Genomic DNA, 24,401 nt, shown 5'->3' on the forward strand with positions numbered 1-24,401 from the left:
GGGCGGCGGTCCTTCCTGTCTTGCGTTCAGAACGCCTTGCCGCGCGCCGAGACGGGCCAGAGCGTTTCGACCTTGCCGTCCCGCACGCCCACATACCAATCGTGGACATTGGCGGTCGGGTCGCAATGGCCCGGCACAAGCCTGAGCTTGTCACCCACCGCCAGCACCCTGTCGGGATCTGCGACCACGCCATGCTCGTCCGAGCATTTGACGTATTCGACATCCGTTCGGCCAAAGATCACCGGCAGGCCGCTGTCGACGGATTGCGCCTTGAGCCCCGCGTCCACGATGGCCTTGTCGGCCTTGGCATGGCTCATGACCTGCGTCAGGAGGAACATCGCGTTTTCCCATTCGCCCTGATCGATGCGGTTGCCCTCGGCATCGCGGATGCGGCCGTAATCGGCATCCATGAAAGCATAGGACCCACATTGCAATTCATTGTAGACGCCTGAATTACTTTCGAAATAATAGCTTCCGGTGCCGCCGCCCCCGACGATGTCGCATTCAAGTCCGTGTGTCTTCAGCGCCTCGACGGCGTCGCTGACCATGGCGATGGCGACTGCTATCTTGGCCTTCCGCTCGGCGTAATCGTCCAGATGCTGCATCGCGCCCTGATAGGCCTGAAGCCCGCCGAATTTCAGCCCCGGGGCGGCGTCGATCGCGCGGGCGATTTCGACCACGGCTTCCGTTGTCGTGACGCCACAGCGGCCTGCGCCGCAATCGATCTCGATCAGGCATTCGATCTGGGTTCCGTGTCGGGTCGCGGCCTCGGATAGGTCGGCCACATTGGCGATATCGTCGACACAGCACAGCGTGCGCGCACCCAGAAGCGGTAGGCGGGCCAGCCGGTCGATCTTGAGCGGATCGCGCACCTGGTTCGAGACCAGAACATCGGTGATGCCGCCGCGTGCGAAGACCTCGGCTTCCGATACCTTCTGGCAGCAGACGCCGCAGGCGCCACCAAGCTCCATCTGAAGCCGGGCGATATCGACGGATTTGTGCATCTTGCCGTGGACGCGGTGGCGCATGCCATGCGCCTTTGCATAGGCCCCCATCTTGGCGATGTTGCGTTCCAGCGCGTCCAGATCAAGCACAAGGGCCGGCGTCTGGATGTCGGCCGCGTCCATGCCGGGCAGGGCCGGGATGTCAAAGCCCAGCTCGTATGCGTCAAGGTCGGTGCGATCTTTCATGTTGGTCTCCTGTGTTGGGTGGGCGGGATTTATCCCGTCACCCAGGGAAGGGTATCGAGGTCGACATTGCCGCCGGTGAGGATCACGCCCACGCGTTTGCCGGCAAAGCGGTCAGGGTTCTTGAGGATCGTGGCAAGCGGCACCGCGCAGCTGGCTTCGATGATGATCTTCATCCGTTTCCACGTGAGTTTCATGGCCTCCACGATCTCGTCTTCCGACGCCGTCAGGATGTCGGTCACGTGGTTGGACACGAAATGCCATGTCAGCTCCTTGAGCGGCACCTTCAGCCCATCGGCCACCGTTTGCGGCGCGTCGTCGGCGATGATGTGACCGGCCTTCAAGCTGCGACAGGCGTCGTCGGCCTGTTCCGGCTCGGCGGCGATGATCTGCGTCTCCGGCGCAAGGGTCGACAGGGTCAGGCAAGTGCCCGAGATCATGCCACCACCGCCGATCGGCGCCACCACGATGTCGAGCCCGTCCGTCTGCTCCATCAGCTCTCGCGAGCAGGTGCCTTGCCCGGCAATCACGCGCGGATCGTTGTAAGGATGGACGAAATTGCCGCCCGTGGCCGCCTGAACCTCTGCAAAGACGGCCTCACGCGAGGTGGTCGAGGGCGCGCATTCGGTGATGATCCCGCCATATCCGCGCACGGCATCCTTCTTGGCCTCGGGCGCGGTGCGCGGCATGACAACGTGGCAGGGGATCCCCCGCCGGCCCGCCGCGTAGGACAGGGACAGCGCGTGGTTCCCGCTGGAATGGGTGCAGACGCCGCGTGCTGCCTCTTCGTCGCTCAGAATGAAGACGGCGTTCGACGCCCCGCGCACCTTGAACGCCCCGGCTTTCTGGAAGTTCTCGCATTTGAAAAAAATCTGCGCGCCGGTCAGGTCGTTCAGGAAAGATGACGTCAGAACCGGGGTCCGGTGGATATGGGGGGCGATCCTGTCATGCGCGGCCAGCATGTCATCGAAGGTCGGGATCGTCATCTGGTCGATATCCTTCATCATGCGGCCGCCTTCCGGGTCTGCGCGTTGGTCACGCGGTAGTAGTCCTGTGCCGCGGCAACGCCCGATCCCAGCGTGATATCAAGGCCAAGATCGACCATGCACATCTCGGCCGTCGCGATCCCCGACAGGGCCATGACATCCGTCATGCTGCCAAGATGGCCGATGCGGAACACCTTGCCCGCAACCTCGCCCAGGCCCGTGCCGAAGGCCACGCCATAGGCCTCTGCCGCGTGGGAGACGATGCGGGTCGCGTCGAACCCGTCCGGCGTGCGGATCGCGCTGACCGTATCGGATTGCACCTCCGGCGTCGCCGCGCACAGCTCCAGCCCCCAAGCCGCGACGGCCTGTCGCACGCCCGTCGCGATGCGGTGATGGCGGGCGAAAACTTGATCCAACCCTTCCGACAGGAGCATCTCGCAGGCCAGGTTCAGCCCGTTCAAGAGACCCACAGCAGGGTTGTAGGGATAGGCATTGGCCGCGTATCCGCGCGCCATGTCATGTACGTCGAAAAAGGTGCGGGGAAGTCGGGCCGTCGCGGTCGCCTCCATCGCGCGGGCGCTGAACCCAAGGATCGCAAGCCCCGGCGGCAGCATGAAGCCCTTCTGCGAGCCCGTCACCGCGATGTCGATGCCCCAGTCGTCGAAGCGGAAGTCTATCGAGGCGATGGAACTCACCCCATCGACGAAAAGCATCGCGGGGTGCCGGGCCGCATCCATTGCCGCGCGGATCGCCGCGATGTCAGAGCGGACGCCGGTCGCGGTCTCGTTATGGGTGGCCAGAACAGCGCGGATCTCGTGGCCGGTATCGGCGGCGAGCGCCTCTTCGATGCGGTCAGCGGGGATGCCGTGACCCCAGGGCGTTTCGATGATCTGCACGGTCAGGCCGTGGCGCTGGCACATGTCGATCCAGCGATGGCTGAACATGCCATTGCGGGCCGCCAGAACGGTATCGCCAGCCGAGAGCGTGTTGGTGATCGCCGCTTCCCAGCCACCCGTCCCGGTCGAGGGAAAGATGAACACCTCGGCCGCTTCGCTTTGCAGAACCCGGCGCACGCCGTCGCGGGCGGGGTGCAGGATTTGCCCGAACAGCGGCGACCGGTGATCGATCGTCGGCATGTCGCAGGCCTTCCGCAGCGCCTCGGGGATATTGGTGGGGCCGGGAATGAAGACGGGGTTCTGGAAGCTCATGGCTCTGTCCTTTTAGATTGGGATCACCCTAGGCCTGGGCTGGACAGGAGGAAACTTTTTTGAAATTGTTTTTCAAAAACGATGTTGCAGAATAATAGTATCTATATCAGTGACTTAAGTTTTTCATGATATGAAAAATATATTCATTAATGATACGGAGGCAATAACTTGGGTGACACCGCAGCCGAATCCACCCCGCGTCGCGCCCGAGGTCGACCGCGCGGATGGGATGACAAGACAGAACAGAACACGATCAAGTCGCTTGATCGCGCAATGGCCGTCTTCGAGTATCTGAGCGAGAATCCGGGCCTTGCCCTGTCCGAGATCGCGACCCGGATGGGCCAGTCGCCCGCCACGATCTACCGGATCCTCGTGACCCTCGAAGGGCGCGGTCTCGTGGAATTCGATGCCGGTGCGCAGGTCTGGCATATCGGCTCGCGAGCCTTCGTCATCGGGGCGCGCTTCCTTCGCCGCACCAGCCTTGTGGAACGGGCGCGCCCCTTTCTTCGGCAGCTGATGGAAGAGACGGGCGAGACCGCCAATCTTGGCATCGTTCAGGGTGCGAATGTCCTGTTCGTCAGCCAGGTGGAGACACAGGCGACGATCCGGGCCTTCTTTGCGCCGGGCACCTTGTCACCGCTGCATTCCTCGGGGATCGGCAAGGCGCTTCTGTCACAGATGGATCCGGCGCGGCGCGACCGGCTCCTGGGGCACGATCCGCTCGAGGCGTTTACGCCGCATACGCTGACCGACAGGCAGGCGCTGTCCGCTGACCTCGACCGCGCCCGCGCGCTGGGCTTTGCCGAGGACCGGGAGGAAAAGAACCTCGGCATGCGCTGCATCGCGGCCCCCGTCTTCGACATTCATGACGAGGCGGTGGCCGGCATCTCGGTCTCGGGGCCGACAAGCCGGATGCCGGAGGAGGCGGTGCCTGCATTGGGCCGCGCCGTGGCCGGGGCGGCGCGCAACCTGACGCTCGCCTTGGGTGGCACGGCCCCGGCCTGAGGCTCAGGCCCGGTCGAGAACCTCGACCGACAGGATCGTGGGCAGGTGGCGGGCGATCTCGTCCCAGCTGTCGCCTTCATCGAGGCTCGCAAAGACGGAGCCGCTGTTCGTGCCGAAGTAGAGGCCCACCGGATCGCGGGTGTCACCCGCCATCGCCTGCCGCAGGACGGTGAAGAAGCAGCCCTCTTGCGGCAGGCCGTCGCGCATTGCCTGCCAACTGGCCCCGCCATCGCGCGACCGCCAGACGGCGGCGGCGGCATCGGGCGGAAAGCGCCCGGCCATGTCGCCGTTCAGGGGCAGGGTCCAGAGCGTGTCGGGATCGCGGGGATGGACCCGGATCGGAAAGCCGAAGGTCGAGGGAAGGCCCTCGGTGATGTCATCCCAACTGCGCCCGCCATCGGCCGACCGCCAGACGCCGTGGTGGTTCTGCTGATAAAGCACGTCGCCATCGCCGGGCGCGCGCATCATGTTGTGGATGCAATGCCCCGTCTCGCCGTCGCGGGGGGCTGCGGGATGGTCATGGCCCTCGCAGGCCTCGGCGTTCGACAGGCGATTGCGCCTGTCCCATGTCGCGCCGCCGTCCTCGGTCGCAAAGACGCCGGCTGCGGAAATGCCGATCCACATCTTGGCCTTGTCGTCGGGATGCGGGACGATCGTGTGCAGGACAAGGCCCGCCGCGCCGCCGTGCCAGCTCTCGGCTGAGGGGTGGTTCGTCAGCCCTTCGACCTTGGTCCATGTCGCGCCGTCATCATCGCTGACCAGAAGGCGCGCGGGCTTGGTTCCCGCATAAAGCCGGCCCTCGTCGCGGCACAGGCTCCAGATCTGGGTGAAGTCGTCGCCATGGGGCAGGGGCTCGCCGGTCCAGCCGACCATGGCGGCGAAATCGGGGTCGTTGACCGCCCAGTCATCCAGTGTTCCGGTGGTCAGCCGGGTAAGGGCCCAGTCGGTGCCATTCTCGCTTCGCCAGACGCCCGCGCCGTGGAAATCGCCGCCGCCCGCGGCCCAGATCATGCCCGTCGCCGGGTCGCCGGCCATGTGATTGATCGTCCAGCCACCGCAGAACGGGCCGTGAGCGCGCCAGCCGGACCTGTCGGTCCCGCCCGACAGCAGGAACGCGCCCTTCGTGGTGCCTACAAGGAGGGTGATCCCGGGTTCAGCCATGACGAGACCTCATATTGATGGGCAATATTATCAACGGTCCCCCGGAACGCCTAATGTCAAAGCGTGATGGCGTGACCCTTGCGAATGCTTTCATCGGCGGCAATGCAGATCCTGAGCGAACTGACCGCGTCGGCCATGTGGCGCGACAGGTCGATATCCTCGGCGATCGCGCGCAGCAGATAGGCCTGTTCCGCATCGCACAGCGCCTGATGCCCCGGCTCGTCATCGAGCGCGATCATCTGGTCTCCGCCGGGGCGGTGCACGAGGATGCCGCCAACCTTGGTGTGGCCATCGATATCGGCGCTGTCGCCCTTGTCGGCATCAAGGATCGAGACCGATCCGTTGGGGCTGACGATATCTTTCACGAAGAACGCGGTTTCCGACATCATCGGCCCCCAGCCCGCCTCGTACCAGCCGACAGAGCCATCCTCGAACACGACCTGAAGCTGGCCGTAGTTGTACATGTCTGGGGCGATCTCGTCCGACAAGCGCAGGCCGATGCCCTGAACGCGCACCGGCCGCGCGTCGGTGACTTGGCACATCACGTCGACGTAATGAACGCCGCAATCGACAAGCGGGCTTGTCGTCTTCATCAGCGATTTGTGGGTGTCCCATTCCGCGCCGGAGGATTGCTGGTTGAGGTTCATCCGGAACACGTAAGGACCGCCAAGGCTACGGGCCTCGTCGATCAGGCGGACCCATGAGGGGTGATGTCGCAGGATATAGCCCACCGCCAGTTTGCGGTTGAGGCGGGTCGCCGTTTCGACCACCCGCTCGGCATCGGCGACAGTCGTGGCGAGCGGCTTTTCCACAAAGACATGGGCGCCCGCCTCCATCGCGCGGATCGCGTAATCGGCGTGGCTGTCGGAATAGGTGGCGATCACGACAAGGTCGGGACCGGTTTCCATGCCTGCCTCGAAGCTGTTGAACCGCGGGTAGCGGGCCAGAGCCTCGGGCAGATCGACATCCGACCGGTTCACGAGGCCCACGATTTCGGACCCGTCGAGGGCATGATGGGCCAGCGCATGAGACCGGCCCATGTTGCCAAGGCCCACGATCAGAACGCGTGTCATGGTGTGTCTCCCGGAAGGTGCCGCACGGCGCCGATATCTACAGGCCGCCCCGTGCGGGACGATTCAATCGCCGCGAAACACAGGGCAAGGCTTTGCAGGTTCTCGCGCGCGCCATTGCCCGGTTCGCGATCCTCTTCGATGGCGCAGAGAAGCTCCCCCATCGCGCCGCGGAACCCGTCGTTGAACCATGTGCCGGTCAGCGTAGGCGAGGCCCGGCCCTCTGCCGTGGTCAGCGTGACGACCTGCTCTCCCAGCGATTCCCCGATGCTCGACAGGCTGCCGTCGGTGCCGGTGATCTGCGTGGTGTCGCGGGGCCCGTGTGGCGTGGCGCCGTCAAACACTAGGCTTGCCTGTCCGTCGTCAAGCTCCACCAGAGCCTGCGCCAGCAGGGGTGGCCGCGGGGTCTGACCGGCGGCGCGCGCCGTCGAGGCGCTGACCCTGCGGATACGGTCCCCGGCGATCGAGACCAGAAAGTCGAACCAGTGAACCCCGAAATCATACAGGATCAGGTCGTCGATATCCTCGAACGGTGTGCCCTTGATCCATGAATGATCCCAACCGATCGAGACATGCGCACTGCGCAGCGTGCCCAGATGCCCGCCCCTGACGGCCCCGCGCATCCAGGCGTGATGGGGCGACCAGCGGCCGTTCTGGTTCACGGCGAGTTTCACGCCCTTCGCCTCGGCCAGCGCGACCAGCCGCTCCCCGTCGTCAAGGGAGGTCACGAAGGGTTTCTGGCTCAGAACATGTTTGCCGGCCTCGAGCGCTGCCTCGATGATCGGAAGCCGCGCGGCGGGATAGGGCGTGATGTCGACCACGTCGATTTCCGGATCGGCAAGGACTGTGGCCCAGTCATCGGTAACCCGGGCCTGCGGGTAGAACCTGGCGGCCTTGTCTTCTGCCTTCGACAGCGTGCGATTGCAGATCGTGGTGACGTTCCACCCGGCGGTGCGACAGGCGTCAAGATGACTGACCGAAATGCCGCCCGCCCCGATCAGCCCGATCCTCGGGCTGTCATCGCGGGGCGAGGGGGGCTGGTAGGCGATATCGGGGGCCGCGATCTCGGCGACCTTGGCCGCGCGCAGGGCATAGGTGTCGGTATCGGCCTCGCTCATGGCAAGAGGTCCAGCGTGCGTTTCTGCGCGGCCGAGGCGGCGGCGGTATCGACGATGCGCTGCGCGGTCAGGCAGAGCGCGGGATCAAGCGGTCCGCCCACAGGTTCCCCGCGCGCGATGCAGCCGAGAACGTATTCGATGGCGTTGCGTTCGCCCTCGGGCAGCGGATCGGCGGGAATCGGATGCACCTCGGGCCGGGCGCGGGTCTGGACGGTGACGTGATCGGCGTAATCCTCGCTTGCGATCGTGCCGTCGCTGCCCACGAAAACGAACCCGCAGCGCGGCTGCGGTTGACGCGCCCATGGGTCGGTGAAGGTGCCCCAGCGCGTTTCCATCTTTGACAGGCCCCTGGCATAGCGGCAGATGGTGATCGAATGCTGATCGACCTCGATCCCCGGCGTCTCGTCCACAACGCAGGTCACCTCGAGCGGCGCCTCACCATTCATGTACCACGTGCCGAGCGTTGCTCCGTAGCCGAGGTAATCCAGAAGGCTCCCGCCGCCCGAGGCCTTCTTGTACCACCAGCTGTCCGGTTTCTGGCGTTCGACCTCTTCAGGGCTCACCTCGACCTTGTCGGCCAGATGGTAAAGCGGGCCGCGATTGCCATCGTAGAAATGCACCTCGATCAGTTCACCGATCAGCCCCTCGTCGATCAGCCGCTTGGCCGTCACATGGCTTTCGACCCAGCGTAGAGGCCAGTTGATCGCCATCTGTTTGCCGGTGCCCTCCATCGCGGCGATCATCCGGCGCGCATCATCGGTGCTGGCCGCAAAGGGTTTTTCCACAAAGACGTGGCAGCCATGCGGGGCGAGCCGTTCGGTATAGGCCGCGTGATCTGCCGTTGCCGCGCAGAGGATCGCCATGTCATAGGGCCCGGCGGCCATGCAGGCATCGAAGTCGGTGAAAAGGCGATCCTCCGGCACGCCGAAGGCCTCGGCCGCGATCCGCATCTTCGCCCGGTCGGGGTCGAAAAGAGCGGCGATCTCGGCCTCGGGATGGTCGTGGACGAGCCGCAGGAGATCGCCCATATGCATGTGATCGAAGCTGATGCCTGCGATGCGGAACGGGGCCATGTCTGCCTCCCTAGCGTTGATCGGTGAGCCGCACGTAAAGCGCGGTGACGAACAGGATGATCAGCCCGAAGAGGATGCGCCGCGCGCCCTCGGGCATCTGAAGAAGCGTGAGAAGCGTGCCCAGAACCGTCAGGATCAGTGCGCCCACGATGGTGCCGGCATAGCCGCCCCGACCGCCGAAGATGGATGTGCCGCCCACCACGGCCGCCGCGATCGAGGGCAGCATCAGCGGATTGGCAAGGCTCAGCGAGGGGGCCTTGATCAGCCCCACGTAAAGAAGCCCGGCGATGCCGGCGATCAGCGCCGACAGGACATAGAGCGCCATATAGACCTGCCAGGCCCGGACGCCCGACAGCTTGGCCGCACGTTCGTTCGATCCCAAGGCGTAAAGCAACCGACCGAACCCTGTGCGCCGCTGGCCCCAGAGGATCAGGATGGCAAAGGGGATGAATAGGACCAGCGCGTTGGGAAACCCCCACGTCCGCCCGGTGCCGAGCCAGGCGAGGAATTCCGGCACCTCCGATCCGGTCGCGATGACGAACCGCTGATAGACCTGAAGGCAGCCCGTCCCGATCAGCCCCGTGCCCAGCGTCATGATCAACGGGTGAACCCGGGCAAAGGCCACGCCGATCCCGTTTGCCAGACCCATGAGGATGGCGGGGATCAGGCTCAGGAGGATGGCCCCCGTCGGCCCGTAGACCGGCACCAGCGTCGCCATGACGAACGAGGTGATCGTGGCCACGATCCCCGCCGAAAGGTCGATCCCGCCGGTCAGCATCGTCAGCGTCTGACAGGCGGCCAGCATTGCCAGCGGGATCGCGAATTTCACCGTGTTGCCCAGCCAGCGTTCGTTGACGATGCCGGGGCGCATGAATTCGAGGATGCCGATCAGGACGATCAGCAAGAGGATCAGCGGGATCACCGGGTTGTCCCGCATGAAGCGGCCGAGCCGTTTCAGGAATGTCGTGTCCGGGGCAAGCGTCGTCATGATCGCGCACTCCTTATCGCCAGAACCCCGCCCAGCATCACGACGGCCACCATGATCGTGCCCTCCACGATGGTCGTGACGTTGGGATCGACCGACATCAGCGTCAGGTCCATCCGCACCAGCCGCAGGATGAAGACGGCGACGATGGGTCCGATCAGCCCGCCCTTGCCACCGCCAAGAACGACACCGCCAAGGACGACCGCCGCGACGCTGGCCAGAAGGTAGGGGCCGGGGATCGGCTCACCGATGCCGGTGCTCATGGTCAGACTCAGCCCGCCCATCGCGGCAAACAGCCCGCAGATCGCATAGGCGATGATCCGGGTCCGGCCCACCGCGATGCCCGAGCGAAAGGCTGCGTTCTCATCGCTGCCGATCGCATAGATCGACAGGCCCAGGCGCGACCGCCGCAGCGGTATCCAGACGACCAGCACACAGACGGCAAGCACGATCAGCGCCTTGGGTATACCCAGAAGCCCCGTGCCACCGACGATCAGCGCTTCGAGCCAGTCGGCCGCGGCGCCCCCCGGGGCATTGAGGATCAGAAGGGCCACGCCCTCCCAGACAAAGAGCATGGCGAGGGTCACGACGATGTCGGGCACCTTCGTGATCACGATCAGAGCGCCGTTGATCGCGCCCATGATCACCCCGATGACGAGGACGAGGATCACGATGGGAATGGCCATCGCGTCGCTTGCGCCCTGCATCAGAACGGCCGCGGTGACGCTGGCGACCGCCATCATCGAGGCGACCGACAGATCGATCCCGCCGGCGATCACCACGACGGCCATCGCAGCGGTCGCGAAGGCGAAGGGCAGGGACGCGCGCGCCAGCGATTCCACGCCCGATGCGCCGAAGTCCGGCTGGATGATCTTCGTCACCACGAACAAGAGCGCCAGAACGACGAACAGACCCATGGTCCAGCGGTTCTTCGAGATGAGACGCATCATGACACGGCCTCCGCGCGATCCTGCTCGGTCAGACCGTAGGCCGCGCGCATGAGCGTCTGTTCGTCGGCATGGGCCGCGTCGACCACGTCGACGACCCGGCCGTTGAAGATGACGATGGCCCGGTCGCAGGCCAGCTGAACCTCATCGAGTTCTGAGGTGTAATAAAGGATCGCGGCGCCCCGTTCGGCCAGTTCCCGGACAAGCGGATAGATCTGGCGCTTGGTCCTGACGTCGATGCCGCGTGTGGGATCGAACAGCAACAGCGTCTCGACCCCCGTGGCGATCCACCGACCGATCGTGACCTTCTGCTGGTTGCCGCCTGACAGGCGCTGAACCTCGCCCTGCGCGCGGGTGTCGATCTGAAGCTTGTCGATCGCCTCGCCCACGCGGGCGGCCTCGTCGCGCATACGGATCGGCCCCCAGTGCCGGATCCGCGCCAGCAGCGGGAGCGCGATGTTCTCGCGCACCGACCGCTCCATCAGCAGCGCCTCGGCCCGGTTGCCGGGCACGTAGGTCAGGCCCTTCGCGATAGCGTCGGCGGGGTGGCGAAAGCTGGCCTCCTGACCGTCGATGCGCACCGTGCCGCCATCCGCGCGGCGAAATCCCGAGAGCACATCGAACAACTCGTCCTGCCCCTGACCTTCAAGGGCGACGACGCCAAGAACCTCCCCGGGGAAGAGATCGAACCCCACATCCCGGAGCTTTGGTCCGGATGACAGGCCCGAGACCGCAAGGCGGGGTGTCCGCCCGGTTGCATGGGCTGGCTGGCCTTCGGAAGTGACGATGTGGCCCCGCTCGAGGGCTGCGCCAAGCATCAGCTCGACGATCTTTTCCTCGATGCCGGGTTCGATCGGCAGGTCGGCCACCGTGCCGCCGTCGCGCAGGATCGTGGCCCTGTCGCACAATTGCGCAATCTCGGCGAAGCGGTGGGAAATGAAGATGACGGACCGGCCTGCATCGGCCTGTTGCCGCACGACCCGCAGCACCTGTTCGACAAGGTTCGTGGGCAGGGCCGCCGTCATTTCATCAAGCAGGAGCACGTCGGGTTCGACCGCCAGCGCCCGCGCGAGATCGAGGATCCGCAGCGTGGCAAGCGGCAGGTCGCCAATCATGTCGTCAAGGCGCAGGCCCTCGATGCCCAGTTCCTCGACCCAGCGCAGGAACGGCTCGACCGGGGTATTGCCGAGGCGCAGGTTGTCGGCGACGTCGAGATCGGGGATCAGAGAGGGTTCCTGATAGATCGGGACAAGCCCGGATTTCCGGGCGTCGGCGGGGTTCCCGACCGTGCTGTCGCGGCCCTTGATGCGGACATGGCCGCCATCGGGCCTCAGCGCGCCGGTCAATATCTTGACGAAGGTGGATTTCCCGGCCCCGTTGGCGCCCATCAGGGCCACAACTTCGCCGGCCCGCACGGTCAGGGATGCGTCGGTCAGGGCCGATACCGCGCCGAACCGTTTTGCAACACCCTGCGCGTCAAGGACGGCGGGGGCGGAATTCGCCTCGTTCATGAAAGTTGCTCGCTTGCCCTGGTCTTGTGGGAAAAGCCCCCGGCATGATGCCGGGGACCTTTCGAAGCGGTGTCGATCACTCGCCGGGGCCCTTGCAGGCGATGATCTCTTCCATGGTGTAGGTGGTCCAGCCCGGGATCGAGACCGAGACGGGCCATTCCGGATCGAGGTTCGGGTTCTGGGCTGCGTTGATCAGCGCCATCCCTTCCTCTGTCGTGTTGTCCCACAGCGACGGGGTCACCAGAACAGTGCGGTCTTCGGGGATATCGCCGCCGAGGATCTGAAGCGCCAGCGTCACGCCCGCGCCACCGATGGAGCCGGGGTTGGTGACGGCCGCGCCCACAAGGCCGTCGACACTGGCCAGCTGGCCGACGAAGCCTGCGTTGTCTGCGCCCACGACAGGCACAAGCGGCACATCCGATTCTACCAGCGCATCGACGATCACGTTGTCGATGCCGCTCGTCCAGATGCCGTCGAAGGGCAGGCCGGTCGCGATATAGTCGAGGATCTGCTGCTTGCCCTGATCCTGCTGCCAGCCGGTGAACACCTCGTGCACGACGTTGATATCGGGGTATTCCTCGAGCGCGCGGGTGAAACCGGTGTGCCGGTCATTGTCCGCACCTGCGCCCGCGGCGCCCCGCATATAGACCACGTCACCCGAACCGCCCAGCTGTTCGAACAGCCACTTGGCACCCAGATAGGCATAGCCTTCCTGGTCGTTCGACAGGACATAGGCGCTTTCTTCCGTCACGGCCTGATCGACGGCCACGACGACGATCCCCGCCTCGGTGGCCTCGCGGATGGCAGAGTTCACGCCCTCTGTGTTCGACGGATTGAGCACGATGGCATCGACCCCGGCCTGAATGAGGTTGCGGATATCCTCCAGCTGACCGGCCGCATCGGTGTTGCGGTGCGCGATGTTGAGCGACCCCACATCGCCAGAGGCCAGTGCCTGCGCCTTCATCGCGCAGATCATCTCTTCGCGCCAGCCATTGCCCTGCACGGTGTTCGAGATGCCGATGGTGTAGTCCGCGTGGCCACCCGCGATGGCCGGTGCGCCGAGCCCGGCGGCAATTGCGGCCGCGGCCGCTGTCTTGAGCACTCTCTTCATTGGATTTTCCTCCCTGTTGAGTGTTCGTCGTCGTTCGCTGCCCCTCACTTGATGAAGGGCATGAGGTTGTCGCGCGCGATCAGGAAGCCGCGTTTGACCTTGTCGTCGGTGCCTTCGAAGATCCGGTCTTCATGTTCGATGATGATCGGGCCGTCGAACCCGACGCGGTAAAGGTCGGAGAAGAACTGTGACCAGTTCACGTCGCCCAGCCCGCAGAGCCGGGGGATCTGCCAGCCCATGCCCGCCGACAGGATGCCGCGTTCATAAAGACCGTCGCGATCGATCATCAGGTCCTTGGCATGAACGTGAACCATGTGCGCGCCGAATTCCATGATGAAGCGGCGCTGGTCGATCATTTGCAGGACAAGATGGGAGGGATCGAAATTCATGCCCACCGCATCGCCCCATTCCTCGAAGATACGCCGCCAGATGCGCGGCGAATAGGCAATGTTGTGCCCGCCGGGCCATTCGTCATAGCTGAAGATCATCGGGCAGTTTTCAAAGGCCAGCGTCACACCGCTGTCCTTCGCATGGTTCACGATGGGGGTGATGATCTCCTGCGCGCGGGTCCAGTTGTCATCGACCGTCAACGCCCTGTCACCACCGACAAAGGTGTTGACGACGCCCACGCCCATCGTGCCCGCCGCGGTGATGACCTTTTTCAGATGGCCGATCACCTCGTCGCGATGCCCGGCATCGGGATGGAGCGGGTTGGGGTAATAGCCCAGCCCTGAGATCTCGATCCCCTTTTCGGCCAGCGCGCCGGTGATCTCGTGACCCTGATCCCGTGTCAGGCCATCCACGTCGATATGAGAGGTCCCGGCATAGCGCCGTGCCTCGCCCCCCGATGCGGGCCAGCACGCGATTTCCAGCGCGGACATGCCGACGGAGGCCGTCCAGTCGGCGACCTCCATCAGGTCGGTATCCGGGAAAGGGGCGGTCAGAAGGCCCAGTTTCATGGCAGGCTCCTTTGTGGTGTCATTGGTCTGCGATGGCGATCCAGCGCCCTTCGCGCGCGCTTTGCAGCACGGCGTCACAGAACAGCATTTCGTAATGGCCATCCTCGAAGGAGGCATAGGTTGACGCATCCGCCCGCGCACCGGCCATCACGTCGCCGTAGAACTGGCGGAAGAAGGCGAAGAAGCTGTCGGCAAAGCCCTCCACATGTCCGGGTGGCAGGCTGGCGGCGGCGGTGCCGGCTGCGTTCATCAGGGTGAAGTCACGCTGAAGAATCTGGTTGGGCGCATCGCGATGGCCGATCCACAGGTGATCGGGCGTCTCGGAATGCCACGCGGCGGATGCCTCGGACCCGGCGATATCCCAGTTGAGTACGTTCTTGCGTCCGAAATTCACCTGGCTCGTGGACATGACCCCGCGCGCGCCATTGGGATAGCGCAGCATGATCATCGCCGCATCCTCGGTTTCGATCTTCACCGGTTCGGTCTGACCTTCGGCGGCAGAGAATGTCTCGACCGGGCCCACGGGTTTCTGGCGTTCCGGAAGGAAGGTGGACAGCTCGGCAAAGACCTCGGTCGCCTTCATCCCCGCGATGAAGCTGGTCAGATCGACCCAATGCGTGCCGATATCGCCGACCGAGCGCAACGCGCCGCCCTTGTCTGCCTCGAGCCGCCAGTTCCAGTCTGTGGGCCTTGCCAGCCAATCCTGATGGTAGTGGCCCGAGACAAAGCGGATATCGCCCAACTCGCCGCCCGCGACCATGCCGCGTGCCTGCTGGTTGAGGGGATAGAACCGGATGTTGTAGCAGACCGCGGCCAGCGTGCCGCTGGCCTTTGCGACCTCGACCATTTCGGCGGATTGCGCTGATGTCATGGCCAGCGGTTTTTCGCAGATCACGTGTTTTCCTGCCCGCAGGATCGCGCAGACCTGTTCGAAATGCGCGTCATTGGGCGAGGTGACATGCACCACATCGACCGACGGATCGGCCAGCAGCGTCTCAAGATCGGGATAGGCGTGCCCCACGCCCATGGCCTGAGCGCCCGCCGCCCCGCGCTCGGGGCTTGATCCCAGCACGCCGCGCACCGAAACGCCCAGCCGGCGCAGCGCCCATGTGTGAACGGTTCCGATGAACCCGGTGCCGACAACGGCCACCCCGACATCGCTAGAATTCGTCATCACAAATCCGCCGTCATCGGCGGCCTCCCTCGCGCATCATGTTCAAACAACGCTGTATCCCCCGTCAACCGGAAGGCAGGTGCCGGTAATGAACCGGGCGGCGTCGGAGGCAAGGAACAGGGCCGCGCCTGCGATGTCATCGGGGTTCCCCCAGCGCCCCAGCGGGGTGCGGGCCTCGATCCCCGCGACAAAAGCCGGATCGCTGCGCGCGCGGGCCGATTGTTCCGTCACGATGAAACCCGGGGCAATCGCATTGACCCGGATGCCGTCAGGTGCCCATGCGATGGCCAGCGACTTGGTCAGCTGTGCAACGCCTGCCTTGCTCGCGCCATAGGCCGGGTTCCTCGGGCTGCCAAAGAACGCGTACATCGACGCCACGTTGATCAGCGTTCCGTTCGCGGCCGACAGGCCCGGGTGAAATGCGCGGGCCGTCCGGAAACTGCCCGTGAGATTGATGTCGAGGACCGTTTCGAAGAAGTCGGGCTCCATCTCTGCGCCGCGCTGCGTGATCGCCGCGCAATTCACCAGAACGTCCAGTGTGGGGAAACTTGCGGCAAACGCCTCGACAGCCGTATTGTCGGTAACATCGAGCTGCTGGTAGGCAAACCGGTCGCTGTCTTCGGGGGCAGGGGCCGCTTCGACGCCGGTGATCATCACGTCAGCGCCGCTGTCGGCAAAGGACCGGGCGATAGAGGCGCCGATGCCGCCCCGGCTTGCGCCGATGACAACGACCCGCGACTTCGAAAAATCGAATACCGGCGACGCTAACATGTTACCTCCCCGCGCTCAGTCTGGGGGCCGGGGCTGATTCTGCGCAAGTCTTTTCTTTCGGGGGCTTAGCCCGGCGCGCCGGGCACCTTTTGTTCAAGATCGATGCTGGCGCCCGACATCGGGGCAGAGGCGTCGGACAGCAGATAGACCGCAAGGCGGGCGGCCTCAACGGGGGTGATCAGACGGCCCAGCGGCATGGTTTTTTCGGCCTCTGTCCGCCAAGCCGGGCCCTTGCCCAGAACGACGGATTGCATGTGATCCTCGCTTTCGGTTGCGGCCCAGCCGAGGTTGATGCCGTTCACGCGGATACGCTCGGCCATATGGGCGTGGGCGGCGTTGCGGGTCAGGGTCTGAAGCGCGCCCTTGGTCGCGGAATAGATGGCCAGATCGGGCGCGCCGCAATGCGCGTTGACCGACTGGATATTCACGATTGTCCCCCCTGCGCCGCGCGCGCGCATGTCGGTGATGGCCGCCTGCATCAGGAAGAACGGGGCCCGCGTGTTCACGTCGAAGAGCCTGTCCCATGTCGCCTGCGTGCCGTCCAGGAACGAGGCCCTGTCCGTCAGCCCGGCTGCATTCACCAGCCCGTCGATCCGGCCGAACCGGGCGATGCAGGCCCCGGCGATCGACCCGGGAGCCGCGCGATCCGTCAGGTCCGCCGCATGGGACGCCGCGCCCCCGGCTGCCAGTTCCCGCGCGATCTGTTCAAGCGCCGGGCCGTCCCTGTCGGTCAACAGGAGCTGCGCGCCCGATGCCGCCGCCTGCCGCGCGATTGCGGCGCCGATCCCGCGGGCCGCGCCGGTGATGATGATGGCCTTGCCGTCGATCCTCGCGTCCATAGGGCCGATCCTTTCGTGCGCATTTCCAATTTGTCATGTCGCCGCATCCGGGACATCCTCCGCGTCGGGAGGACGGATATGACAGATTCTGATCACAGCGCCCGCGCCTTGGAAAGCCCCGACCCGCCGGACCTGCGGTTGCGCGCCGGAGGCAACGCGGTGACCCTCGACCTGTCGCTGGGCAATATCGCCGCGCTTGACCTGGGTGGCATCGCGCCCCTGCATCGCGCGCCCTGGCTCGATGAACCGGAGGTGCAGGCGGATACGGGGATCGCGATGGTGGAAAGGCGGCTGTCCGGCGACTTTTTCTGCATGCCATTCGGCGGCAATGATGTGGAACCCGGTCCGATCCACGGCTGGACGGCCAACAGCCCGTGGAGCGTGATCGACCGGGGCGATGGCGCGGCGACGCTGGGGCTCGACCGCCCTGTCTTCGGTGCCACCGTTCGCCGCGAGGTTCGGATCGCAGGGGATGCGCCAATCCTCTACCAGCGGCACCGGATCTCCGGCGGGCAGGGCGAGGTGACCTTCGCACATCATCCCATGGTGTCGTTTGCATCCGGGTCGCGGTTCTTCTGTTCGCCAAAGCGGGTGCTGATCACGGCAGAAACCCCTCTGGAACCCGGGCGCAACCGGCTTTCGGCGGGCGCGGATTGTCGCGATCTGACTGCCGTTCCGGCCTCGGATGGCGGAACCGTCGATCTGAGCCGCCTTCCGATCGGGACCGCGCACGAGGATTTCGTCACTTTGGTCGAGGATGCCGGACGACAGATCGGCTGGACCGCGATCCTGCGCGAGGCTGAGGATGATATCGTCTTCTTCCTCAAGAACGCCGAACTGATGCCGGTGACGATGCTATGGCATTCGAACGCCGGGCGGGACTATGCGCCGTGGAATGGTCGGCATCGCAATGTTCTGGGCGTCGAGGATGGCCGCGCCGCGGGGGAACTGGGCCATGCCGGCGCGCTTGAGGCCTCGGTTCATACGCGCAACGGCATCCCCACGACGCTGACCTTGGGAGGCGAGATCATCGTGCCCCATGTGACAGGCGCGATCCCGCGCCCTCGGGGGTGGCACGAGATCACCGATATCCGTGTCTCGGGCGACCGCCTGACGATCGCGGGCGGACCGGGGCAAGAGGTCGTTCTGCCCTTCGAGGCGGGCTTCCTCGACCTCGTCTAGTCGGGCCGTTCCGCCGTTTCGAGGTTCAGCCACGCAACCTCGGCCTCGCTCAGTTCGAGGCCAAGGCCTGGCAGGGTCGAGGCGATTTCGCCAGGGCTTCGGGGGCCGATCAGCGCGAAGGAGGGGAAGGATTGGGCCAGGACCCAGGCCGTCGCCACGTTATGCGCCGAGACACCCTTGCGCGCCGCCACATCCTCGGCCCGTCTGCGGCGTTCGGCATTGGCATCCGAGCCGAAGCAGGTTTCGGGCCGGGTATCCTCCGGCAACCGGTCGCGCAATTGGGCGGGCAGGAAATAGCCCCGCGCCTGGCTTGACCAGCTGACATGGATCACGTCGTTGTCGCGCAGATAGGTCAGAGTCTCGGGGGTATTCGAGGTGATGCACCCGGCCCAGACCGGTTTCTCCATGACGGCCAGAGACAGGTTGTTGTTGAGGATGCGGGGTGGCTCGAGGCCCTTGGCCTCGGCATAGGCGACAGCTTCGGCAAACCGCTCCACGCTCCAGTTCGATCCTCCCCATATGCCGATCCGGCCCGCCGCGCGTTGCTCGGCGATCGCCTCGACGAATTCGCCGACAGGCACGTCGGTATTGTCGCGGTGCATGATGTAGATGGGCACGCTGTCCAGACCCAGCCGCCCCAGCGAGATCTCGAGCTGCGTGCCGATGGCGCGCGGCGTGCAATAGGGGCTGTGTGCGCCCTTGGCGATCACGTTGATGTCGCCCGCCACGCCGCGCGAGGCGATCCATTGGCCCAGAACCGCCTCGTGCCGGCCGCCGCCATAGACGAACGCGGTGTCAAAGGTGGTGCCTCCGGCTTCCATCCACGCGTCCCAGACGATGGCGCCCTCGGCGGGCGTGTCACGGTTGTCGCAGCCGATGATCAGGCGGCTGACCGGCTGCGCGACGCCCGGAAGCGTAACGGTGGGCATTGCCGGCAGGCCGGTCGGCAAGGTGCCGGCCAGCTTGCGCAGCACGCCCGGCGCCTCGGCAAAGGTGGCGTAGCCGATTGCCGCGCGCCACCGGTCGAGGGTTTCGGCATTGCCGATCGAGCCGCGCGGGGTCATGCCCGGAAACTCGAGGCCTCCGCGCCCCGCACGGATCGCACGGGAGGCAGCCTCGGCCTCGAAGGCAAAAAGCATGCGCGGATCGCGGATTTCCTCCGCCCGCTCCGATCCATCGGCGGCGATGATCCGGATGCTGCTGTCCGAGGGGCCCTCGTTGCGGCCCGGAACCCAAGGGTTGTCGAGGATGACGCGGCCCTTCTCGCACCGGATTTCGACCTGTTCGCCCAGACTTTCGGCCACGGCACAGGCGATCTCGGCGGTGATCCCGTCTTCAAACTGCAACAACCCGTAGGCTTCTGCATCAACGCCGGTGGGCGCAAGCCGGCCGACCCCTGTCACCGTGACAGGATTGGCAAAGCTGCCTGACCCGAGGCCCGCCACCATCCGCGCAAGCGAGACGGGATAGCCGCCCACATCGAGGATCCCGCCGCCTGCAAGATCATGGGAATAGAGCCGGGATTCCGGATTGAACCCGGCGGCAAATCCAAAGACGGCACGGATATGCCGCACGGGGCCCAAGGCGCCCTCAGACAGGATCTCGCACAGGCGGGCGATCTGCGGATGGCACAGATACATGAAGCCTTCCATGAAGAAGACGCCCTCCTGCTCGGCGGCCTCGACCATGGCCGTCACCTCGGCGGCGTTGAGGCCCGCGGGCTTTTCCACGGCGACATGCTTGCCTGCGCGGATTGTCTTCAGGGCAAGTTCGGCATGAAACGGATGGGGTGTCGCGATATAGATCGCCTCGATCTCGGGATCGGCGATCAGCGCGTCATAGCTGTCGAACCGTCGGTTCGCCGCGACCCCGAAGCGGTTGCCGAATTCCGCGCGCCGCTCGGCGGACCGGCTGGCGATGGCATCGAGCGTGCCGGTCTCGCTTTCGGCCAGACCCTGGGCGAAATTCGCGGCAATCGATCCGGGGCCGATGATGCCCCATTTCACATGTGTCATGTCGTCCTCCCGGCCGGGCAGGATGCGCGGCCCCTTCCTGTTGCCCCGGCTCCTCCACCGGGGGGCGCTTATTCCGGCGCGGTCTCGAGCATGGATGGCCGCGCCCCGAATGCCGCGTGCCATTCGGCCAGCGCCGGCCGGCCGTCGCGCCATGATCTGCCGGGATGGCGGAAATCGAGGTAGGAGAGCGCGCATCCAACCGCGATCTGAGCCGCATCGAGCGGACCCGCCAGATGGCTCATCCAGCGGTTCTCAATTGCGTCGAGCGCACCTGTCACCTTGCCCCATTGCGCCTCTGTCCAGGCCTCGGACCACAGCTCTTCAGGGCGGAGCCGGTGCTCATAGACCATCAGGACGGCTGCATCCATCAGCCCGTCCGCCGTCGCCTCGAGCGTGAGAACCTCCCACAGCCGCGACGCAGGGTAGAGGCGCAGATCGAACGTCGCGTCGAGATAGCGGGTGATGACCCGGCTGTCATAGATCGCAGGCCCGTCGTCACGCAGCAGAACGGGGATCTTGCCGGTCGGATTCGCGGCCCGGACTTCGGCGGGCGTGTCCAGTGCCGTGGTGGTGACCGGATGTTCGGTCACCTGTTCGGTCAGACCGCCTTCGTGAATGGTGACACGCACCTTGCGCACGAAGGGCGAGGCGGGAGACATGATCAATTTCATCTTGAGGGGTCCATCGCGGTTTCGAGGCAAAGCCTACTCTGCGTCGTGACCCCGCATCAAGCCGCCGAGAGCGTCTGTCCGGGAGCCGATCCTCGATTTTTCGAGGCCATCCGCCGCGCCAAGCCGCGCGGCTTCGGGCTTGTTCTGCCCCAGCTTCCACGTCTCGTCGGTGGCCTCGATGGTCAGCCGGGCCGTCAGGTGAACGGCGACATAGTTCCATGTCGGAACCTGGTCGGCCACGCCATATCAGTCGGGGGAAATGTAGCCATCGGGCCCAGACACCGCGATGCGCGCGGCTCTTGGCGCTGTCAGCAGGGCGCGGGTGATGGGGTTCGACCGGACGAGGTGAAGCCGCGCCTCCGACCCGTCCCCGGACAGGAGGAACGGCACGTGCGAGAGAAAGGGCACGTCGTCGCCGTCGGCGACGGCGACGGCGAGGATGCCAAAGCCCCGCGCCCGCGCAAAGGCTAGCCTCTCCTCACGCATGGTCTCGCGGAAGGCGGGGTTCGGATGCATCGGGCGTCAGACCGGGCGGGCGGCGAGGGTGGCGCCGGACGCGCCCGTGATCCGGGCGCGCAGGACCGCGCCGGTCGGCTGGTCCGCGTCGAAGCCTACCTCGGCGAAGCCCGGCGTTCGGCCCAGCCGCGGCGATTCCATGAGGATATCGCGGGTGGCCCCGATCTCCTCCGCGAGGTGGCGCGACACGGCGGCCTCGCCTGCGGCGCGCAGTCGGGCGGCGCGGTCGCGGATCGCGGCGCCATCGACGGCGGGCATTCGTGCGGCTGGCGTGCCCGCGCGGGGCGAGTAGGGAAAGACATGGAGCCATGTCAGCCCGCATTCCTCGACAAGGCGGAGCGAATTATCGAACATCGCCTCCGTTTCGGTCGGAAATCCCGCGATGATATCGGCGCCGAAGACGATGTCGGGCCGCAGGCGCCGCGCCTCTTCGCAGAAGGCGATCGCGTCATCGCGCAGGTGACGCCGCTTCATCCGCTTCAGGATCAGGTCATCGCCCGCCTGAAGGCTCAGGTGCAGATGCGGCATGAGCCGGGGTTCCGTCGCGATGGCCTCCATCAGCGCGGGATCGGCCTCGATCGAATCGATCGAGGAGATGCGCAGCCGGGGCACTGAGGTCAGCTTGAGGATCCGCCGAACCAGATCGCCGAGCCGCGGCTCTCCAGGCAGGTCGGCGCCCCATGACGTCAGATCGACGCCTGTCAGCACGACCTCGTTGTAGCCCTTGTCCACCAGTCGCGCGATCTGGTCGACCACAACGCCTGCCGGAACCGAGCGGGAATTGCCCCGACCATAGGGAATGATGCAGAAGGTGCAGCGGTGATCGCACCCATTCTGGACCTGCACATAGGCGCGCGCGCGGCTTCCGAAGCCGTCGATCAGGTGGCCCGCGGTTTCGGTCACCGACATGATGTCATCGACCTGCACCTGTTCGGTCTGACCGATCAGATCGGGGGCCAGTCCGCGCCACGTCTCGGCCTGCATCTTTTCGGTGTTGCCGATGACATGGGTCACCTCTGCCATCGACGAGAAGGTCTCGGGCTCCGTCTGCGCCGCGCAGCCGGTCACGATTAGAGGCGCGCCGGGATTGGCGCGCGCAAGGCGGCGGATTTCCTTGCGCGCCTTGCGCACGGCTTCGGCCGTGACGGCGCAGGTATTGACCACGACCGCGCCGCGGAGGCCCGCATTTGCAGCCAGGTCCTTCATCGCCTCGGTCTCGTAGGCGTTGAGCCGGCAGCCGAAGGTCGAAAAGACCGGGGCTTTGTTCTCTGCGGTCATGACCGCCAGACCCCATCGAAGACATGGGCCGTGGGCCCTGTCATCCAGATGCCGTCTTCCCCGATCCGGATCGCGATATCGCCACCATCGAGCTGGATGGTCACATCGGGCCCCGTCAGGCCGCGCCGATGCGCCGCCGACGCGACCGCACAGGACGACGATCCAGAGGCGAGCGTCAGGCCGACACCGCGTTCCCAGACCCGCATCCTCAGTCTGTTTGGGGCCATGACATGGGCCACCTGAACATTGGTGCGTTGCGGGAAAAGCGGGTGATGTTCGATCTCGGGGCCCAGCGTCTCAAGCGCGACGGCCTCGGCATCCTCGACGAAGAATGTGCAATGCGGATTGCCCATGCTCGTGGCGACGGGCGTGCCCTCGATCGGCAGGTGCAGCGTATCGACCTCGCGGGCCAGCGGAATCCTGTCCCACGCGGTCTGCGCAGGCCCCATGTTGACCGAGGTCAGGCCGCCGCCCGCATCTCGGGCGGGCAGCACCCCGTGGTCCGTCCGCAGGGAGAGGGAGGAACGTCCGGTCTCGTCCATCAGAAAGCGCGCGATGCAGCGCGTGGCATTGCCGCAGGCCGCGGAGGTGGAGCCGTCGGAATTGTAGAACGTCAGGAAGGCATCCGCCCGCTCATCTGCGGAAATGATCGCCAGCTGATCGAATCCCACCCCCCGGTGCCTGTCGGCGATCGCGGCAATGACAGCCGGATCGGGCAGGGCGCCTGCGCCCCGTCCGTCGATGACCACGAAGTCATTGCCCAACCCATGCATCTTCATGAAGGGAAGGCCGGATTGCCGATCCTGAACCATGAGGCCGGGCTATAGGGCAGGCCCACCGACAAATCCAGATGCCGCATCAGGAAAAGGGCTTGACCCCCCGGCTCGCCCTTTCTAAGTAGCGCCCTCGTGGGCCGTTAGCTCAGTTGGTAGAGCAACTGACTTTTAATCAGTGGGTCGCAGGTTCGAATCCTGCACGGCTCACCACTGAAATCAGATATTTTGCGGAAGCCTTGGCCATCGAAGGCATTCCTGGGTGCAAAAATATTTGATCTTGCCTTTGAGAAAGCGGGCTCGCCATCTGCTTTAAATCCGACCAAGTCTGCCATCGCCAACAGTGAGGGGTCATTTTGGCCTTTCGCTCCCGACTCTCGGCCTTTGCTGCTCGAAGCGTGGAGGCAGCGCTGGGGAATTTCGTTCGGGCTCCGTCGTCCGAAAGGGGCGATGGCCCGAGGACGAAGGGGTGCCGGGATTGTCAGCCAGACCAGTGGTCGGATTCGACACACAGGGAATTGCGTCACGCCGCCGCGTCGCTGAAGGGAAGGACGGCCTTATGATGACCTAGGTTCAGGACGCATTTGGTTTGAAAGCTTGAAGATGAAGATTTCTGCCAGTGCGATGGCTGAGAGAAAGGCCTGTGGACAGCGGAGGGTAGGTTGGCCAAGCAGCGGTCCCGCCGTCGTCGTGCAGAACTCTCTCGAAGAGATGGCGATCCGGATACGCAATCCGGTTCGAACAGCATGGCAATCGGGCGTTCAGACTATTCGCCGGCCCGTTGCCGTGTCGAACAGCCGGAGGGACGCTCTTTCGAAATCGACTGCAATGCTACCTGAATGATCAATTGGCTCGTTTCCA

Annotated in this window: 21 protein-coding genes, 1 tRNA gene and 1 pseudogene; 3 read left to right on the forward strand and 20 right to left on the reverse strand. The window is 65.2% G+C overall.

Annotated elements, in window-relative coordinates; translation table 11 throughout:
• Nucleotides 1–26 precede the first annotated feature (26 nt).
• The 3 genes from bhcC to bhcA are packed head-to-tail and all read right to left on the reverse strand — an operon-like array spanning nucleotide 27 to nucleotide 3,381.
• Complete coding sequence (bhcC, locus tag EP376_RS14025) at nucleotides 27–1,190, reverse strand: 3-hydroxy-D-aspartate aldolase BhcC (protein WP_127656219.1); 1,164 nt, start codon at nucleotides 1,188–1,190, stop codon at nucleotides 27–29.
• Between the two features lie 29 nt (nucleotides 1,191–1,219).
• Nucleotides 1,220–2,191, reverse strand: coding sequence for a beta-hydroxyaspartate dehydratase BhcB (bhcB, locus tag EP376_RS14030; RefSeq protein ID WP_127656263.1), 972 nt, complete (start codon nucleotides 2,189–2,191; stop codon nucleotides 1,220–1,222).
• Nucleotides 2,191–3,381 (reverse strand): L-aspartate--glyoxylate aminotransferase BhcA, encoded by a 1,191-nt coding sequence (gene bhcA, locus EP376_RS14035; RefSeq protein ID WP_127656220.1) that lies wholly within the window; start codon nucleotides 3,379–3,381, stop codon nucleotides 2,191–2,193. Before bhcA ends, bhcB begins: the two co-directional genes overlap by 1 nt.
• 168 nt (nucleotides 3,382–3,549) lie before the next feature.
• Between bhcA and bhcR the strand changes: the two genes are divergently transcribed.
• Nucleotides 3,550–4,386, forward strand: a complete 837-nt coding sequence (gene bhcR, locus EP376_RS14040) for an HTH-type transcriptional regulator BhcR (protein WP_238928845.1) — start codon at nucleotides 3,550–3,552, stop codon at nucleotides 4,384–4,386.
• A gap of 3 nt (nucleotides 4,387–4,389) precedes the next feature.
• Here the strand turns inward: bhcR and EP376_RS14045 are convergent, their stop codons facing one another.
• The 12 genes from EP376_RS14045 to EP376_RS14100 form a co-directional block, all read right to left on the reverse strand.
• Nucleotides 4,390–5,547 carry a WD40/YVTN/BNR-like repeat-containing protein gene (locus EP376_RS14045; protein WP_127656221.1) on the reverse strand — a complete coding sequence of 386 codons (1,158 nt, stop codon included), beginning with the start codon at nucleotides 5,545–5,547 and terminating at the stop codon, nucleotides 4,390–4,392.
• A gap of 56 nt (nucleotides 5,548–5,603) precedes the next feature.
• Nucleotides 5,604–6,620, reverse strand: a complete 1,017-nt coding sequence (locus EP376_RS14050) for a Gfo/Idh/MocA family protein (protein ID WP_127656222.1) — start codon at nucleotides 6,618–6,620, stop codon at nucleotides 5,604–5,606.
• Nucleotides 6,617–7,735 (reverse strand): Gfo/Idh/MocA family protein, encoded by a 1,119-nt coding sequence (locus EP376_RS14055; protein ID WP_127656223.1) that lies wholly within the window; start codon nucleotides 7,733–7,735, stop codon nucleotides 6,617–6,619. Before EP376_RS14055 ends, EP376_RS14050 begins: the two co-directional genes overlap by 4 nt.
• Nucleotides 7,732–8,808 carry a Gfo/Idh/MocA family protein gene (locus EP376_RS14060; protein ID WP_127656224.1) on the reverse strand — a complete coding sequence of 359 codons (1,077 nt, stop codon included), beginning with the start codon at nucleotides 8,806–8,808 and terminating at the stop codon, nucleotides 7,732–7,734. The genes EP376_RS14055 and EP376_RS14060 overlap by 4 nt, the downstream gene beginning before the upstream one ends.
• 10 nt (nucleotides 8,809–8,818) lie before the next feature.
• On the reverse strand, nucleotides 8,819–9,796 hold the full coding sequence (locus EP376_RS14065; RefSeq protein ID WP_127656225.1) for an ABC transporter permease: 978 nt from the start codon (nucleotides 9,794–9,796) through the stop codon (nucleotides 8,819–8,821).
• Nucleotides 9,793–10,743 carry an ABC transporter permease gene (locus tag EP376_RS14070; protein ID WP_127656226.1) on the reverse strand — a complete coding sequence of 317 codons (951 nt, stop codon included), beginning with the start codon at nucleotides 10,741–10,743 and terminating at the stop codon, nucleotides 9,793–9,795. The genes EP376_RS14065 and EP376_RS14070 overlap by 4 nt, the downstream gene beginning before the upstream one ends.
• Nucleotides 10,740–12,251 carry a sugar ABC transporter ATP-binding protein gene (locus EP376_RS14075; RefSeq protein WP_127656227.1) on the reverse strand — a complete coding sequence of 504 codons (1,512 nt, stop codon included), beginning with the start codon at nucleotides 12,249–12,251 and terminating at the stop codon, nucleotides 10,740–10,742. Before EP376_RS14075 ends, EP376_RS14070 begins: the two co-directional genes overlap by 4 nt.
• Nucleotides 12,252–12,327: 76 nt before the next feature.
• A complete protein-coding gene (locus EP376_RS14080) occupies nucleotides 12,328–13,362 on the reverse strand; it encodes an ABC transporter substrate-binding protein (protein ID WP_127656228.1) in 1,035 nt (344 codons plus the stop codon).
• A gap of 44 nt (nucleotides 13,363–13,406) precedes the next feature.
• Complete coding sequence (locus EP376_RS14085) at nucleotides 13,407–14,321, reverse strand: sugar phosphate isomerase/epimerase family protein (protein ID WP_127656229.1); 915 nt, start codon at nucleotides 14,319–14,321, stop codon at nucleotides 13,407–13,409.
• A gap of 19 nt (nucleotides 14,322–14,340) precedes the next feature.
• Nucleotides 14,341–15,495, reverse strand: a complete 1,155-nt coding sequence (locus EP376_RS14090; RefSeq protein WP_127656230.1) for a Gfo/Idh/MocA family protein — start codon at nucleotides 15,493–15,495, stop codon at nucleotides 14,341–14,343.
• A 42-nt stretch (nucleotides 15,496–15,537) separates the two neighbouring features.
• Nucleotides 15,538–16,266 (reverse strand): SDR family NAD(P)-dependent oxidoreductase, encoded by a 729-nt coding sequence (locus tag EP376_RS14095; protein ID WP_127656231.1) that lies wholly within the window; start codon nucleotides 16,264–16,266, stop codon nucleotides 15,538–15,540.
• A gap of 65 nt (nucleotides 16,267–16,331) precedes the next feature.
• Nucleotides 16,332–17,105 carry an oxidoreductase gene (locus EP376_RS14100; protein ID WP_127656232.1) on the reverse strand — a complete coding sequence of 258 codons (774 nt, stop codon included), beginning with the start codon at nucleotides 17,103–17,105 and terminating at the stop codon, nucleotides 16,332–16,334.
• Between the two features lie 78 nt (nucleotides 17,106–17,183).
• Between EP376_RS14100 and EP376_RS14105 the strand changes: the two genes are divergently transcribed.
• Entirely contained in the window at nucleotides 17,184–18,287 is a 1,104-nt protein-coding gene (locus EP376_RS14105) for an aldose epimerase family protein (RefSeq protein ID WP_127656233.1), read from the forward strand.
• On the opposite strand, the gene EP376_RS14110 is transcribed toward EP376_RS14105, so the two are convergent.
• The 5 genes and pseudogenes from EP376_RS14110 to dapF all read right to left on the reverse strand — a co-directional run bounded on the left by EP376_RS14110 (nucleotide 18,284) and on the right by dapF (nucleotide 23,579).
• Entirely contained in the window at nucleotides 18,284–20,302 is a 2,019-nt protein-coding gene (locus EP376_RS14110) for an aldo/keto reductase (protein WP_127656234.1), read from the reverse strand. The two genes, EP376_RS14105 and EP376_RS14110, sit on opposite strands and share 4 nt — an antisense overlap.
• Nucleotides 20,303–20,370: 68 nt before the next feature.
• Nucleotides 20,371–20,973: a glutathione S-transferase gene (locus tag EP376_RS14115; RefSeq protein WP_127656235.1), complete on the reverse strand. Its 603-nt coding sequence runs from the start codon at nucleotides 20,971–20,973 to the stop codon at nucleotides 20,371–20,373.
• 33 nt (nucleotides 20,974–21,006) lie between these two features.
• Nucleotides 21,007–21,489 (reverse strand): annotated as a pseudogene (locus EP376_RS14120) (FMN-binding negative transcriptional regulator).
• Between the two features lie 6 nt (nucleotides 21,490–21,495).
• Complete coding sequence (gene mtaB, locus EP376_RS14125) at nucleotides 21,496–22,767, reverse strand: tRNA (N(6)-L-threonylcarbamoyladenosine(37)-C(2))-methylthiotransferase MtaB (protein WP_127656236.1); 1,272 nt, start codon at nucleotides 22,765–22,767, stop codon at nucleotides 21,496–21,498.
• Complete coding sequence (gene dapF / locus EP376_RS14130) at nucleotides 22,764–23,579, reverse strand: diaminopimelate epimerase (RefSeq protein WP_127656237.1); 816 nt, start codon at nucleotides 23,577–23,579, stop codon at nucleotides 22,764–22,766. The genes mtaB and dapF overlap by 4 nt, the downstream gene beginning before the upstream one ends.
• A 98-nt stretch (nucleotides 23,580–23,677) precedes the next feature.
• Here dapF and EP376_RS14135 point away from each other — a divergent pair.
• Nucleotides 23,678–23,753, forward strand: a tRNA-Lys gene (locus EP376_RS14135).
• Nucleotides 23,754–24,401 lie beyond the last annotated feature (648 nt).

The organism is Alexandriicola marinus, from assembly GCF_004000435.1.
GTDB lineage: Bacteria > Pseudomonadota > Alphaproteobacteria > Rhodobacterales > Rhodobacteraceae > Alexandriicola > Alexandriicola marinus.

Bases quoted from the DNA above. Each gene is read 5' to 3' on its own strand.
- bhcC (WP_127656219.1), bottom strand. From the start codon at position 1,190: ATGAAAGATCGCACCGACCTTGACGCATACGAGCTGGGCTTTGACATC.
- bhcB (WP_127656263.1), bottom strand. From the start codon at position 2,191: ATGAAGGATATCGACCAGATGACGATCCCGACCTTCGATGACATGCTG.
- bhcA (WP_127656220.1), bottom strand. From the start codon at position 3,381: ATGAGCTTCCAGAACCCCGTCTTCATTCCCGGCCCCACCAATATCCCC.
- EP376_RS14045 (WP_127656221.1), bottom strand. From the start codon at position 5,547: ATGGCTGAACCCGGGATCACCCTCCTTGTAGGCACCACGAAGGGCGCG.
- EP376_RS14050 (WP_127656222.1), bottom strand. From the start codon at position 6,620: ATGACACGCGTTCTGATCGTGGGCCTTGGCAACATGGGCCGGTCTCAT.
- EP376_RS14055 (WP_127656223.1), bottom strand. From the start codon at position 7,735: ATGAGCGAGGCCGATACCGACACCTATGCCCTGCGCGCGGCCAAGGTC.
- EP376_RS14060 (WP_127656224.1), bottom strand. From the start codon at position 8,808: ATGGCCCCGTTCCGCATCGCAGGCATCAGCTTCGATCACATGCATATG.
- EP376_RS14065 (WP_127656225.1), bottom strand. From the start codon at position 9,796: ATGACGACGCTTGCCCCGGACACGACATTCCTGAAACGGCTCGGCCGC.
- EP376_RS14070 (WP_127656226.1), bottom strand. From the start codon at position 10,743: ATGATGCGTCTCATCTCGAAGAACCGCTGGACCATGGGTCTGTTCGTC.
- EP376_RS14075 (WP_127656227.1), bottom strand. From the start codon at position 12,251: ATGAACGAGGCGAATTCCGCCCCCGCCGTCCTTGACGCGCAGGGTGTT.
- EP376_RS14080 (WP_127656228.1), bottom strand. From the start codon at position 13,362: ATGAAGAGAGTGCTCAAGACAGCGGCCGCGGCCGCAATTGCCGCCGGG.
- EP376_RS14085 (WP_127656229.1), bottom strand. From the start codon at position 14,321: ATGAAACTGGGCCTTCTGACCGCCCCTTTCCCGGATACCGACCTGATG.
- EP376_RS14090 (WP_127656230.1), bottom strand. From the start codon at position 15,495: ATGACGAATTCTAGCGATGTCGGGGTGGCCGTTGTCGGCACCGGGTTC.
- EP376_RS14095 (WP_127656231.1), bottom strand. From the start codon at position 16,266: ATGTTAGCGTCGCCGGTATTCGATTTTTCGAAGTCGCGGGTCGTTGTC.
- EP376_RS14100 (WP_127656232.1), bottom strand. From the start codon at position 17,105: ATGGACGCGAGGATCGACGGCAAGGCCATCATCATCACCGGCGCGGCC.
- EP376_RS14105 (WP_127656233.1), top strand. From the start codon at position 17,184: ATGACAGATTCTGATCACAGCGCCCGCGCCTTGGAAAGCCCCGACCCG.
- EP376_RS14110 (WP_127656234.1), bottom strand. From the start codon at position 20,302: ATGACACATGTGAAATGGGGCATCATCGGCCCCGGATCGATTGCCGCG.
- EP376_RS14115 (WP_127656235.1), bottom strand. From the start codon at position 20,973: ATGAAATTGATCATGTCTCCCGCCTCGCCCTTCGTGCGCAAGGTGCGT.
- mtaB (WP_127656236.1), bottom strand. From the start codon at position 22,767: ATGACCGCAGAGAACAAAGCCCCGGTCTTTTCGACCTTCGGCTGCCGG.
- dapF (WP_127656237.1), bottom strand. From the start codon at position 23,579: ATGGTTCAGGATCGGCAATCCGGCCTTCCCTTCATGAAGATGCATGGG.